The organism is Bhargavaea massiliensis, assembly GCF_050480245.1.
In the GTDB taxonomy this organism is placed as follows: Bacteria; Bacillota; Bacilli; order Bacillales; family Anoxybacillaceae; genus Anoxybacillus.
The window spans coordinates 1-13,203 of the sequence record NZ_JBCNEQ010000005.1 but is presented as its reverse complement, the minus strand read 5'-3'; the positions used below and the strand labels follow the sequence as shown (position 1 = coordinate 13,203).

Below are 13,203 nucleotides of genomic sequence, written 5' to 3'. Positions count from 1 at the left end.
TAGCAGTTATTGGAGTGCCTTTATTGAACGGTTTTCTCCACGCCTTTATTATATCATACACAAAAGAAAGGGGGAACGCGCATTCCTCTCCCACTTACTCCCTTTGGTCGTTGAAGTGGGAGTCTCCTGCGCGAAATAGGATGAAAGCACAACGAGGCATTCGTCGTATTAAGACAGTGCAGTACCAAACAAACAGCCCAATTCACCAGAATGGTTTTGTTTTAGAACCGGGAAATTGGCAAGAATACGACCCGTTCTTAATGCTTGCCGAAGATTTTTTTCAAAGAGGAACGTTCGATCTTCATCCGCATCGCGGCATTGAAACGGTGACATATGTGATTGATGGGGTGCTTGAACATTTTGACAATAAAGCAGGTTATGGAAAACTGGAGCCGGGAGATGTGCAATGGATGACAGCTGGGAGAGGTGTCATTCATAAAGAAGACCCAGCACCTGGTTCTACTGTGCATAGCCTGCAGTTATGGATTAACTTGCCGAGCGCGAAAAAAATGACTGAGCCTCGTTATCAAAATTTAAAAAGTAAGGATATGCCTGTGCGTAAAGAAGAAGGGGCTATTATTCGAGTTTTTTCTGGTTCATCAAAAGGAGTACAGGCTTCAACCCTTAATCATGTTCCTGTTACGATGGTAGAAATGTTGCTAGAGCCAGGAGCGAGTGTTGTACAAGATTTGCCGGGAAGTTATAACGGCTTTCTTTATATTTTAGAAGGAAGCGGAACTTTTGGGATCGATGAAACAGAAGGACATAAAGGACAAGTGTTGTTTTTAAGTTCAGCGGACGGAGCTTCCGAGAGCGAAATTAAAATCACTGCTAAAGAAAAACTTCGCATTCTCCTGTATGCAGGTGAGCCAATAAATGAACCTGTTGTCGCATACGGACCGTTTGTCATGAATACAAAAGAAGAGATTCGTCAAGCTATTCTTGATTATCAAACAGGGAAGTTCGATGAATGAAACGGCTTTTATTTTTTATGAACTGAGGGAAAACGCCTTTATTCTTGAATAAAAGGGCAAGAACGCCTAATAGGTTGATAGAATGATGGTCTTAGGTATGAAAAAAACAATCACCAAAATATTATAAATTAATAAAGAATTGGAGAGGGGAGTTTTGGAAACAAAATTAGCAATCATAACCGATATTCACGGCAACAGTGCTGCCTTGCGAGCGATATTGGATGATATTGACAGAAATAATCCAGTAGAACATATTTACTGCCTAGGTGATTTAGTGGCGATTGGACACGAAACAAACAAAGTTCTTGAACTTTTATTTTCCCGCAATGATATATCTTATGTTATGGGGAATCATGATGAAGCCATTTTAAACATAATGAAAGGGAAAGAACCGGGAAGTGTGGGCGAAGAAAAAGAACATCATCAATGGATTGCTTCACAGCTGGACAAAAAATTTATTCCCGCTTTATCGAAAATACCGAAAAAATTATATGCCGAATACAATGGGAAAAAATTATTATTTGTGCATTATCATTTGAACGAAGAAAATCAGTTTATCCCTATTGATCAACAACCAACAATAAAGAAACTTGACGAACTATATAAAACTTCTGACGTAGATGTCGTTTGTTTCGGTCATCATCATATACTACATCATTTTAGATCTAAGGAGAGGCTTTATATTAATCCGGGCGCTTTAGGCTGTTATCACAAGCCTCTAGCTCCATACGCTATTCTAAACATCGGTGCGGAAGGAATCAGTGTCACTTTCAAAGAAGTAGCGTATGACAATCGGGAATTTTTGCTTGCCTACGACAAACTGAAGGTCCCAGCCCGTGATTTTATTCTTCGTGTTTTTTACGGAAATCAACATTTGCAATTTAACTAAATTCTGTTTTCAACTAATGAAATAGACTTAGTGAAGAAAGAAAAGTGAGGATCACTCATAAGGTAGAACATTTCCTTAGATTAATCCTTATTTACAATTTACATAAAGATTGGAAGAGATTTCATTATGAATGATCGCTACTGTCACACCCAGGCGTTTACGTTTCTTGCCTGGGCTTCTTTTTACTGTTATGTGGGTTTATGTTCATCAGTTTGGACAATATGATACTGGTGCTAGTATAGTTTTATGGACAGTTTTTTGTTAGGCAAACAAAACGTCCCTTTGCTACAATAGTTAACGACAAAACCATCGAATGTAGCGAACAGTGCCAGGCACTGTTCGTCACTGTTCGTAAGAAAGAATGTCCAAGCCTTTATTCAGCGAATCAACCAGAAACCAGAACAAACGATCGATCGTTTGTGTGTTCAGTTGTAAATCTTTAATTCAACTTATATAGCATCACGAGTATAGATTGTAATTTTGTTTTCCTGCCAGTTGATCAATCACCATAATCTTGTTTCGAGATGAAAAAACGAAACATTTAAAATGGTTCATAACTACAACATATACTTGACAGACGGTACACTGAACAAGTGTATGCAAAAAATCATTTGTTTACTGTTTTTTCATTGGAAGCATAAGTAAGGTATGTTATGAAAAAATCAAGTACAACTTTCGGTGACGAGCCTTTAAAATACCTAATTGCAACTTATTTCTTGTATAGGTGATGTTATCCAAGAGGAGTATTGGAAGTGCGGCGATCCGTATAAGTATAGAAGGGGGAGTTATGGTTGAGAGGGAATACGCATATGTGGGTTGCGACCATTATTTTCATTAATCTCTTTTTAGGTGCTTTCGTTATTGTTCTAAGGATCTGGGATCCATTGGCGTTTGCGAATTATTTTATGTTTTGTTTAATCGCTTATTTTTATTATGTGAGTAAAAAAAAGATTTATATCCCTTTTTTTGTTTTTGAATTGTTTCTGTTCTCGTTGCTGTGTATCGATGGGCTGCTTCCAGAAGGAATCGTTGATGAATCGAATGAAGTGCAAAATACATTTATGATCGTAATAGGATTGATAGTTTTTGGATTTTTGACATTTGAAACAGTAAAGATCATAAAGAGAGACGGTATATGATTTTATAAATGTTCAAAAACAAATAGTTCTTCTTTTATTTTCTAACCTTTTGAGGTGTAGCCACAATGTTTTTATTTTCTGTAGTTGAGCAATTCTTGTAACAATAATTACCATATAAAAAGAAACAAACAGAGTACCCCTTATGTCACGTGGAGCTGTTTTTTCACGGCATCAATGGGAATATTTTGTTTTGCTGCACGGTAAATGAACTCCACGAGGCTATGTCCTTTTCTCTTGCGCAGGAGATCGAGCCCATCCGAAACATCACTGTTCGACTCGAACATGCTGTACACATACGCAAGTTGCACTAGGATCCAATACCGTTTCACCGCCCGAACTTGACGAACACGGTACCCATTGAGCTTCAGCTGGTCTTTCGACTGACGGAAAAAACATTCGATCGACCAACGCTCGGCATAGTAGCGCAAGATGTCTTCGTCGCTTAGCTCCCGATCGGTGCTCAACACGCAATGAAGATGTTTCGGTGTCATCGGCTGATCGGCTTTCCAAGCGAGGAACACCACGGCATGGTCGAGACCGTTGAGTGCTCCTTCGTAACGATAGACGCGATAGCGCTCTTCTCCCACCGTGACGAGGTGAGTGTCGTCTAGTTCGATGGAGCGAGCCAACTGCTTCGCTTGGACGGCGATGCCTTTCGGGTAGAGAATTCGGTTCGTCTTGAGCATCGCGATGACGTGGAACCCTTTTTTCAAGCAGGCTCCCACGAGGGTTTTCGATGGATACCAAGAGTCCATGAGCACATAAACGGGGCGACTCACATCCAACGAAGAAAGCATCTCGATCGCGAGTTCCCCTTTGCTTTTCCCCGCCGTCTTGTCGTAGAGGCGAAAAGCAAAAGGAAACGCTTGAGTCATCGTATGAACCATGAGCCAAACGAGAGAATGTCCCCAGATCGACTTTTTCTCTACGTGAGAATAGTGCCAATCACACCCTTGAATGGCGTGTGTTGCCCGTGACGAGGGCTTCGTTTTTTGGCAAATCGTATCATCGATCGAAACAAAAATGGGTTGATTCTCTCGTTTCGAGCTGCGTTCGACACGATGAAGCACCCACTGCTGGAGTTTGCGAAGCAGCGTCTCTTCCTCCCATGGGCTTTTCGTGAAAAAATGGCTGAGTGTCGTGCGATGGTTCGGATGAAAACTCCCATGATGTAGATCGGTCAGCGTTCCCGAAAAGCCCTTTGTAATCATCGCATCCACGATATGAACGAGATGCTTCATCACAGGTTTCGAGAAATAAAGGGCCAACCCCAACATCGTGAAAAACTTGTGAATTCCTTGATGATGTGCTAATCTATTCATGAGACATGAACCTCCTTGTGGATAGTTGTGGCACATCTATTCTAACCAAGGAATCGGGTTCATGTCTTCTTTTTTGTTTGGTTGTAAATTTATGTTAGTAAATTTGCTCAACTAGCGCCACGGGTTCTTTTATATAAGAAAATACAAGAGAAAACACCCCAAACATAATATACGGAGCGACCCACCATAATGCGATATGATAAGGAACAACATAAGTCGGATATATTGGATAATTGATGGCCATAAACAAAATCGGCACGGAAAGGATATATGCGAATCGCTTTTGACGATTCGGTGGAATAAGTCCAGAATACGCAATCGAAAACATAAGAAACGCGTAAGGTGTTACATAATGGCAAATGAATGACAATAAGTCAATGATGAACTTTATAACAGTAGGAGACGTTGTATACGGTAATATATTTTCTTCGATGACGACAGATAGCCCACCAGCACCACCGACAAAGGCGACAGCGCTTGCCCATTTCGAAGCTGAATGTTTATAGTCTATAAGTAAAACAATCGCTCCGCCAAGCCATAATAGTACGAATAGTACAAGCAAAATTATACACTCCTCGATAATAATGAGTGGATAAAGGTTAACACATCCTTAGCAATTTTTTTGCGGTGAAAAATAATGCCAGCATGCCCGCAGTGATAAGGAAGGAAATTTGGGATGTCCCATGCTTGTTGTAATGCTAAGGCATCTTCAAAATGGACGTATTGGTCATATCGTCCCGCAATGAATAAAATACGATTTCGATCCATTTTCGGTTTTCGGGAGATTGGTTCAAGTATTTTCCAATGTTCTTTCAGCATATCATAAGTAATTCCATTGTTTTGCAAGTCCTGCTTAATGTATTTCCCAATCGGTGTATGCCACACGGCATAAGATAAGCTATTGGCATACATAATAGAAATAACCGCATCAGCATATTCCTCCGCGGTAGCGACTAGATTTGCCATTAGCCCTCCTAAACTTACCCCGACCAAGATGACGTTTCCGCCTTTGTTCTGTTTAATCCAGCGAATAAGTGCGCGAATTTCCGTGACAGCTTGCCTAACCGAAAAAATAGAGCGCTCTATATTTGCGCTAATCATATATTCCCCGCTATATGTGGAATAAGCTCTGTCAAAATGGAAAGGAAGCATCATTTGCCACATGTGAAATCCTGATTTGTCAAAGGGATTTAAGAATAATCGATTGATTTTTTCCCATTGCTCCATCCTCCACCCGTGGACAACCACAATGTGAACAGGAGAGCGGGAAGAGTGAAAATAAACATTCCCTTGAACTCGATCATTTATCTCGTCTCCAGATTCCATTGGACTTTGAAATGAAAAGCGGTAAATTTCATCATTCATCTGCTTATGTATATGCCCAAAGTGGACATCTGGTATTTCCGGCATCGGATACACGATATCCCAACTTACATCATCAAAAAGCGGTTGGTCATAAGGCATAAACTGAGACTGCCTGCTTTTTTGACGGTGCAATAAATATAAGCCAACCCAATCTAACGAGCATGCGATCCACTTATGAATACGATCACTTCCTTTGGATGCAAAGGTAAAATATGACGGATTCATCATAGCATGACATATTGATTGAGTTCAATATGTTTTTTGAAAATTTTACTTTTATTTCACATAAAGGTTCAAGGTACTAAAAAAATTAGTACTTTACAGTTTTGTTGTAGGCGAAATACAATTGTGGGTGTGTGCAAAAGTTTAATAAAGATAACGGAGGAGATATTCAATGAAGGAATTAATGAATGAATTAATGAGTGAGTTAAATTTTGAGGAATTGACAAGTTATGATGGGGGTTACAATGTATTAAATAATGGATGGTACGTTGTTGCCGCGACCGCATGGTCTATAGCGGGAGCTACTTGGGGATGCGGATCGGCTTCTAATATCACGTTTTTCACTTCAAATTATGGCAAAGGACGTTAAAGTGACCATTTAGCTCTACCAGTTATAATCAATGAGGAAAGTTGAGCAATTTTTTCAAACTAGACAGGGCGTGGAAATTTTATTGGAACATGGAGTGGTATCATGGTTGCTTGACATGGAAGTCTCTTCATACCATAGGATTTGCTATAGAGGTCGGACAGTAGTGATAAATTCCCGTATGGAGCGAAGAAGCCATGTGCGCCACTCCATGTGAAGTTCGTTTTTTTAACTGGTGAAGATTTTTCAATTTAACTAATTGAATTTTGCTCACATATGAGATGCTTTTGAATATCACTGAATAAAAATGATTTATTTTTTAAAAAGAGTGATAATTTAACTTGTTTAATATGGTTTTGTTGTTAATTAAAGGGTTAATATTCATTCTCTATAAATTGTTTTTGAATTTTTATTAAGGGTGCGAAATGTAAGTTAGATAGTTGCGAGCTACATAGTTATAAAAACAGAAGCTAGCTAATAGTGATTATTTTGTTTGATGGAGTAGGAGGGGGCTCGATTTGGATAGTTTGTCTTCGTTTTTTAAGAAAATAGAAAGCTTATTCCCGGATTCAGAGCTTTTTACAGATTTAATGTTGCTACATAGACCAGATGCGTATGAAAATTTAGCAGTAGGATTGCAATGGGAGTACACAAACATAGATAGAGTAGTATTTGAATATGAATATTTACCCTATCCTACTATCACGTGTGGTGTTATTACATATAATGAAGAAAGATGCATAAGAAGATGTTTACATAGTGTAATGGATGAATTTGACGAAATTATAGTAGTAGATTCAGGATCTAACGATAATACCTTAGCAATAATAAAAGATATGCAAAAAAAGTGTTCACATGTGGAAATATTAGTTGAACCATGGAGGAATGATTTTTCGTTTCACAGGAACAAAATCATTGAAAAAGCGAGTGGAGACTGGATTTATTTTATAGATGCGGATAATGTTTATTCAAAGGAGAACAAAGGGAAAATAAAAAGAATTGCAAGACTGTTGGATTTTTTGGGGATTGATTGTGTTATAAGCCCAAAAATCATTGAACATGATGGAAGTATTTCATTAGATAATAGGAGAATGTTTTCGTTGAAAAAAGGTATTTTGTTTAGTGGTAAGGTGCACGAAGAACCTGTTTTATTAAGTGGAGACATCCCAATTAATATTCCAGCCAATATTATTGTAGAGCATGATGGATATGATCCACGAATTGTAGACATAGAGAAGAAAAATGAGAGAAATAAGGAACTTACAAAAGAAATGCTGGAGATTGAGCCCTCTAATCCAAAGTGGTTTTACTTCTATGCCCGAGAATTATACAATTCGAAAGGTGATATACGTATAGTTAAAAACTATCTTATTAAATCAATAGAATTAAGTCAAAATACTAATTCTAGATTTTTTTTAGATGCAATGTTGTTGTTGTGTAGGATATTATTTGAAAATAATGACTTTAAATTATTAGAAAGTTATTTGGATTTGTTCGAACAAATATATCCTAATTGTTCAGATATTGATTACTATAGAGCTTTAATGATAAAGATGAGTATAGAACAAAAAATAACAAAACTTATATATGTCTTAGAAGATTGTATTAGTGTAAATAGGAAATATAGCTTTATTAATGAATCAAATGATCACATAAAGCTATTAGTGTTTGACCTTTTGATGTCAATAAATGATTGTGATAGAGCAATAGAGATTTATGAGTGTATAAAGTCTGAAAGTTTGAAACTATCTTCTATGAAAAAACTATACTTATATGTAGATAAAATACGATCACAGCTATTCACGTGATACTAGTGTATGAAGAACATAAGTTTTCTAAAACACGTGTCTGATGAGCGGGGAAATGATATACTTCTTGCGGATGTATAGGGATAATTATTCTTCAGGGAATGCATTTAGAATATGTCTTTTACCGTTGAAGAAAGGCTTTACATTTTTTTATAATACATTTATGAAAGGGGATGTTTTTTGTGTTTGTTGATTTTTTGAAAAATCTAATTAATAAACAAAAAAAAATAATAATTGAATTGGATGAGAGATATTTTGATAAAAAGAGCCTAATGGATGCAGTAGTGAAACAATTAACAAATCAAGGAAAAATTTGTGAAGTCGTTGGTGTGGACTTATTATTAATTGATGGGAAAAAGTATTATTTATCAGAAAGAAACGTTGTTGCTAAATATTGCCCTCCTGTGCAACAAGCCGTTTTGATAGAAGTAGATTAAGGGAACCCTTCGTGTTATATGCATACACTTTAAAATGATGATTTCCAATATGGATTTGTCGGACAAGAACGCATTCGATCAAATGCTTCTTATGATATTGATTTGGAAAATCGACTTTACTCTGTTTAAAAGTATCCACTCAGCCCAATATCAGCGAGATTTTCAGAATCCAGCACCAATAGGGCATTTTCGGTATCGAAAATGCCCTAGGAGGAATGGAGAATCGTTTGGAGAGACTCCACACTCAGAAGTCTTTGTAACGATTCCCACACCGGCTTTTCGTGTTTTTGAAGGGTGGAAATGACACTACGAATGACACAGAAAGCCTCGGTATCGTCTTCCTGACGAAACGTTCCAGAAATTTTTTGTTTGACTTTCACCATCTGCAAATTGCGTTCGGCTTGGTTGTTGTCAAACGGCACTTCTTTCTTTCGCAGGAAGAGAAGCGCTTCGTGCTTGCGCTTTTCTGTATACATGCACTTTAAAGTAATGACTTCTGTATGAACACCCTTTTCCATGGCTATACTGCTCCTACATACTCATGTATAAAAGGAGCGGAAATGACATGAAACGTCTTAAAATTACAAATGATCACGGCTGGACGCCTCGAACCCTTCGGAAACAAGAACGGAAAATCAAAGATGCTTCTCTTCGTGCTCGGGTTACCGCCGTTCGCCTCGTCATGGAAGGGTATCTCGGAAAAGATGTCGCCAAAATGGTCAATCTATGCCGTCAATCGGTTGCCCTCTACGTCTCACGCTTTAACGAAGGAGGGATCGATCGTCTACTCGATCGCCGTTTGCCACCCGGTCGTATGCCGTTTCTTACGGAAGAACAACAACAAGAAATCAGACAACTCGTGTTAACCACCACCCCTGTGGAGATCGGCTGGGGCATTGCTTCCTCATGGAATACACGCCTGTTGCAATCTTACATCCAACAAACCTATGGCGTTTCGATGTCACGCGAAGGCATTCGCAAACTATTGCATCGTCTTCGCTTGTCATGGACACGCCCGACGTATAAGCTCGTCAAAGGCGATCCAGTGCTTCAAGCGGCTTTTGAAAAAGAACTCGAGTTTATAAAAAAAACTAATCACGGAGGAAATGGTTCTGCTTTATGTCGATGAGACGCATGTTCGCGCCTATCAAGCGCTTCGTACGACATGGGCAGAAGTAGGGAATCAAAAGCAGGTGCCACGCTACGGTCACCACGCCCATGTCTCCATTTTTGGCGCCGTCGACGTTCAACAAGGCGATGTCGTGTTTCATCGCGCATCATCCGCCAATGCCGAAACGTTCCTTGACTTTTTGCGCCTGTTGAAAAAGAAATATGCGGATCGATTTATCGTGCTTGTATTGGACAATGCGCGTATTCATCATGCCAACATGGTGCAAGCTTTCCTTGATAGTGATGAGGGCACCGCCTTTCACTTTATCTTTTTGCCACCGTATTCCCCACCGTTAAACCCAAAAGAATGAAAATAAACATTCCCTTGAACTCGATCATTTATCTCGTCTCCAGATTCCATTAGTTTTGAAATGAAAAGCGTTGAATTTCATCATTCACCTGCTTATGTATATGCCCGAAGTGGACAACAAGCATTTTCGGCACCGGATACACGATATCCCAACTTACATCATCAAAAAGTGGTTGGTCATAAGGCATAAACTGAGACTGTCTGCTTTTTTGACGGTGCAATAAATATAAGCCAACCCCGAGCATGCGACCCACTTATGAATACGATCACTTCCTTTGGATGCAAAGGTAAAAAATGACGGATTCATCATAGCGTGACATATTGATTGAGTTCAATATGTTTTTTGAAAATTTTACTTTTATTTCACATAAAGGTTCAAGGTACTAAAAAAATTAGTGCTTTACAGTTTTTGATAACAAAAATAGAATGGTAGGTGTATACGGTAATTTGAAAATTATGGAGGGATGGTCATGAAAGAGTTAAAAGTTGATGAGCTAATATCAATCGATGGAGGAATTAGTGCTTGCGGGAAAGTCTCTGTTGCAGCATTTGCTCATACGGCAGCGTTTACAGGGCTTATGACTCTTGCTGGTGTAAGTGGACCAGTAGGTTGGATGCTTGGTACTTTCGTAGGTGGAGCATGGTTGGGAGCTTCGGCTGCAGCGGGTTGTTTGAAATGATTAAAAAAGAAGGAATAAGCCTTTTTTCAAGAGGGAGTTTTCAACAACTGACGTTTCTTGTACTTCTCTCCCCTCTTTTTGTAAATTCACTATATAACGGGAATAAAACACTCTTTATGTGGCTCGTTATACTAATCACGCTTAGTAATCTAGGATTAGAGTTTTTTTTGACTAAAAAAAAGGGGAGAAATCCCAAAGAGTATATCGGTATCTTTACAATTGCAAGTATACCAATTAATGTGTTGATTTTACTGTTATTTGCTATTTGATTTTTTGAACCAGCAGAGTGAGTAGTAGCTTGTTGAAAAAATAAAGAGTTGGTAATCATCTTTTTACTAAAGCATAGGAGAATCGTTAAAAAACTTTGGGAGGAAGAGATGTATGGAAAATGTGGTACAAACAAATAATCATTTTTTCGAACTAAACACAGAAGAAACGATGAAGGTTGACGGGGGAGTATTGCCGCAATGGATAGTTATCGTAGGGACTGTGGGAGGTCTGGTTGCAACTGCTAACGAGTTATGGAAGTTCTCTGGGGGATTTGTACAAGGATTCAAGGATGGACTCAAGCATTAATATACTTTAAAGCTTCTCAGTTTATTAGAAATTTAGTAGGAGGTAATAGGACATGGAAACGAAAAAAGTACAATTCGAGTTTGAAGAGATCTTAGAGGAACAATTGTTAGGAACTGTTGGTGGAGGAGAGGATCTCATGACGGATTTAGGTTATTTTTTGGGATGGCTTGTGGGCAACACTTTCAACCCTAAAAATCTAAAGAATTATAAAATGGTAGGGGTATATCCCGGGATAACTAAGTAGACAAATTATCTTATGGGTATTCTTACAATAAGGAATACCCATTCTCCTGAGCTTTCATTTTCATATTTCTAATTTACCAATTTTATACATTGGTGGTGCTAGATAAAATCGAGTAAGCATAAAAATATCCCTTGCTTGTGGGATCTCTTGTAGAATGAAAGTGTCAGCTAATATTCGAAAGGAGAATCCTTATGCAAAAGCACTTTCATTTTATTACGGTTCCAACGATTTCAAGGTATGGCTGACATCGGATATTGTGCATCGAAACGACGGATTTAAGTTTCGTCTTCAAATAACCGATCAAGAATTGTCGATGGGATACGTGGTGACCGAAGCATCCTGTCACGATTGAACCGTTGCGGAAACTGTGATGACGCAAATTCCTCATCCCTACAATTTAGGCGATAAGGGGGTTATTAGTAGCGATTTACAAAAAAAAAAGAATACCCGGTCATCTGTTGGATTCCGTCTCGCAAAATTCAGAAGCATTGCCTATGGGAGGGATGGCTGAAGAAAAAGCGAGAAGTGATTGGAACGCTGTTCTCTGCCGATCGGTATCGAATCACAGGCATTCGTGTCGACTCTATTTCAGGGATTAAAGTCGCACTCGATATCATCTCGTTGGTCTATTCACTGCCACACTTGCGTTAGCGATCAGCCAGTACCACGAGTTAATTGTGTATTCAGATTGAGAGGAGATTATGAATGGATAATTTATGTATTCGAAAAGCAAAAAGACTAAAGAAGATAACAGGAATAGGCATTGTGTATGGATTGATTTCGTTTTTTTATTCTCTTTTGAGAGGAAATGAGATAAACATAAACGCAATTATTTTAACGGTATGTATGTTCATTTTGTATTTACATTTTAGAATGAGCGATCTTGATGAAAAATAACGAATATATTCAAGATATTGAAAAATAGTTTAAATGATCGCCCATTTAGTTTAGAGGTGTAGTTAAAATGCTTTTATTTTTTCAAAAATACTACTGCATCAAACAACACGATATAAAAGACTGCGGACCAGCTTGTTTGGCTACGGTATGCAAGCAATATGGGTTAAAAGTGCCGATATCGAAAATAAGAGAAGTTGCTGGTACGGATAAGCAAGGAACGAATTTATACGGTTTAATTAAAGCGGCGGAGCAGCTTGGGTTTACAGCAAAAGGGGTTCGAGGAAACCAAGAAAGTCTTTTTCAACCTTTCCCGTTGCCAGCGATTGCTCATGTCATTGTGAATCAAAGTTTATTGCATTATGTTGTCATTCATAAAATTACAAACAAAGAAATTGTTATTGCCGATCCTGCCGAAGGGTTAAAGAAAATGTCGCCTGAGGAGTTTTTTCTAATATGGACGGGGATTCTTGTATTGCTCGTGCCAGCCCCGACATTTGAAAAAAGGGATGAAAGAGGATCGGTGCCTGTCACCGCCCAGGGGTGCCGCTGTTTTGGCCGTTTTCGTCCAAGCGGTGGAAAGTGCCGCTCTATCGGACGGGAAAAGGGATGGAGAAAGCATTAGTTGGCATCGCTTGGATCGCATTCGTCTATTTTGGCGTCAACGGCTTGTTTCACGAATGGTGGCGGTCATGGTTGTCGATGTGGTAACGGCGTCCGATCAAAAAAAAAAGAAAAAAGAGGTGAGGTGGCGAATATAGTCAACAACCCAACGACTAAAGTCGTGGGCTTGTAAGCCCCATGTT

Annotated in this window: 17 protein-coding genes and 2 pseudogenes; 14 read left to right on the top strand and 5 right to left on the bottom strand. The window is 38.8% G+C overall.

What is annotated here, in order from left to right; translation table 11 throughout:
- Positions 1-140: 140 nt before the first annotated feature.
- From ABEV15_RS02110 to ABEV15_RS02100, 3 genes are all read left to right on the top strand, one after another.
- Positions 141-974 carry a pirin family protein gene (locus ABEV15_RS02110; protein WP_094241336.1) on the top strand — a complete coding sequence of 278 codons (834 nt, stop codon included), beginning with the start codon at positions 141-143 and terminating at the stop codon, positions 972-974.
- Positions 975-1,128: 154 nt separating this feature from the next.
- On the top strand, positions 1,129-1,863 hold the full coding sequence (locus tag ABEV15_RS02105; protein WP_498852255.1) for a metallophosphoesterase family protein: 735 nt from the start codon (positions 1,129-1,131) through the stop codon (positions 1,861-1,863).
- A 791-nt stretch (positions 1,864-2,654) separates the two neighbouring features.
- Positions 2,655-3,002 (top strand): hypothetical protein, encoded by a 348-nt coding sequence (locus ABEV15_RS02100; RefSeq protein WP_268852143.1) that lies wholly within the window; start codon positions 2,655-2,657, stop codon positions 3,000-3,002.
- 140 nt (positions 3,003-3,142) lie between these two features.
- Here ABEV15_RS02100 and ABEV15_RS02095 read toward each other — a convergent pair whose 3' ends face one another.
- The 3 genes from ABEV15_RS02095 to ABEV15_RS02085 form a co-directional block, all read right to left on the bottom strand.
- Positions 3,143-4,324, bottom strand: coding sequence for an IS701 family transposase (locus ABEV15_RS02095; RefSeq protein WP_498852254.1), 1,182 nt, complete (start codon positions 4,322-4,324; stop codon positions 3,143-3,145).
- Between the two features lie 94 nt (positions 4,325-4,418).
- Positions 4,419-4,886 (bottom strand): hypothetical protein, encoded by a 468-nt coding sequence (locus ABEV15_RS02090; RefSeq protein ID WP_498852253.1) that lies wholly within the window; start codon positions 4,884-4,886, stop codon positions 4,419-4,421.
- Positions 4,887-4,888: 2 nt separating this feature from the next.
- Positions 4,889-5,914, bottom strand: a complete 1,026-nt coding sequence (locus ABEV15_RS02085; RefSeq protein ID WP_498852252.1) for an alpha/beta fold hydrolase — start codon at positions 5,912-5,914, stop codon at positions 4,889-4,891.
- A gap of 169 nt (positions 5,915-6,083) precedes the next feature.
- On the opposite strand from ABEV15_RS02085, the gene ABEV15_RS02080 reads away from it, so the two are divergent.
- From ABEV15_RS02080 to ABEV15_RS02070, 3 genes are all read left to right on the top strand, one after another.
- Positions 6,084-6,281 carry a hypothetical protein gene (locus tag ABEV15_RS02080; RefSeq protein ID WP_268853139.1) on the top strand — a complete coding sequence of 66 codons (198 nt, stop codon included), beginning with the start codon at positions 6,084-6,086 and terminating at the stop codon, positions 6,279-6,281.
- Between the two features lie 515 nt (positions 6,282-6,796).
- Positions 6,797-8,086, top strand: a complete 1,290-nt coding sequence (locus ABEV15_RS02075; protein WP_268853138.1) for a SunS family peptide S-glycosyltransferase — start codon at positions 6,797-6,799, stop codon at positions 8,084-8,086.
- Positions 8,087-8,268: 182 nt separating this feature from the next.
- A complete protein-coding gene (locus tag ABEV15_RS02070) occupies positions 8,269-8,523 on the top strand; it encodes a hypothetical protein (RefSeq protein WP_268853137.1) in 255 nt (84 codons plus the stop codon).
- A 206-nt stretch (positions 8,524-8,729) separates the two neighbouring features.
- Here ABEV15_RS02070 and ABEV15_RS02065 read toward each other — a convergent pair.
- Positions 8,730-8,990: pseudogene (locus ABEV15_RS02065) on the bottom strand (IS66 family transposase); the annotation flags it as partial.
- A gap of 98 nt (positions 8,991-9,088) precedes the next feature.
- Here ABEV15_RS02065 and ABEV15_RS02060 point away from each other — a divergent pair.
- Together ABEV15_RS02060 and ABEV15_RS02055 are read left to right on the top strand one after the other, a co-directional pair.
- Positions 9,089-9,652 (top strand): helix-turn-helix domain-containing protein, encoded by a 564-nt coding sequence (locus ABEV15_RS02060; protein ID WP_498852251.1) that lies wholly within the window; start codon positions 9,089-9,091, stop codon positions 9,650-9,652.
- Positions 9,630-10,004 (top strand): IS630 family transposase, encoded by a 375-nt coding sequence (locus ABEV15_RS02055; RefSeq protein ID WP_498852250.1) that lies wholly within the window; start codon positions 9,630-9,632, stop codon positions 10,002-10,004. The genes ABEV15_RS02060 and ABEV15_RS02055 overlap by 23 nt, the downstream gene beginning before the upstream one ends.
- A 49-nt stretch (positions 10,005-10,053) precedes the next feature.
- Here ABEV15_RS02055 and ABEV15_RS02050 read toward each other — a convergent pair whose 3' ends face one another.
- Complete coding sequence (locus ABEV15_RS02050; protein WP_498852249.1) at positions 10,054-10,248, bottom strand: hypothetical protein; 195 nt, start codon at positions 10,246-10,248, stop codon at positions 10,054-10,056.
- Between the two features lie 225 nt (positions 10,249-10,473).
- Here ABEV15_RS02050 and ABEV15_RS02045 point away from each other — a divergent pair, with 225 nt between their 5' ends.
- The 6 genes and pseudogenes from ABEV15_RS02045 to ABEV15_RS02020 all read left to right on the top strand — a co-directional run bounded on the left by ABEV15_RS02045 (position 10,474) and on the right by ABEV15_RS02020 (position 13,022).
- The gene (locus ABEV15_RS02045; RefSeq protein WP_498852248.1) at positions 10,474-10,683 is read left to right on the top strand and encodes a hypothetical protein; all 210 of its coding nucleotides are present in this window, start codon (positions 10,474-10,476) and stop codon (positions 10,681-10,683) included.
- Positions 10,680-10,952: a hypothetical protein gene (locus ABEV15_RS02040; RefSeq protein WP_498852247.1), complete on the top strand. Its 273-nt coding sequence runs from the start codon at positions 10,680-10,682 to the stop codon at positions 10,950-10,952. The genes ABEV15_RS02045 and ABEV15_RS02040 overlap by 4 nt, the downstream gene beginning before the upstream one ends.
- 112 nt (positions 10,953-11,064) lie before the next feature.
- Positions 11,065-11,259: a class IIb bacteriocin, lactobin A/cerein 7B family gene (locus ABEV15_RS02035; RefSeq protein ID WP_498852246.1), complete on the top strand. Its 195-nt coding sequence runs from the start codon at positions 11,065-11,067 to the stop codon at positions 11,257-11,259.
- A gap of 52 nt (positions 11,260-11,311) precedes the next feature.
- A complete protein-coding gene (locus ABEV15_RS02030; RefSeq protein ID WP_498852245.1) occupies positions 11,312-11,503 on the top strand; it encodes a hypothetical protein in 192 nt (63 codons plus the stop codon).
- 216 nt (positions 11,504-11,719) lie between these two features.
- Positions 11,720-12,154: pseudogene (locus ABEV15_RS02025) on the top strand (transposase family protein); the annotation flags it as partial.
- A 313-nt stretch (positions 12,155-12,467) separates the two neighbouring features.
- The gene (locus tag ABEV15_RS02020; RefSeq protein ID WP_498852244.1) at positions 12,468-13,022 is read left to right on the top strand and encodes a cysteine peptidase family C39 domain-containing protein; all 555 of its coding nucleotides are present in this window, start codon (positions 12,468-12,470) and stop codon (positions 13,020-13,022) included.
- Positions 13,023-13,203 lie beyond the last annotated feature (181 nt).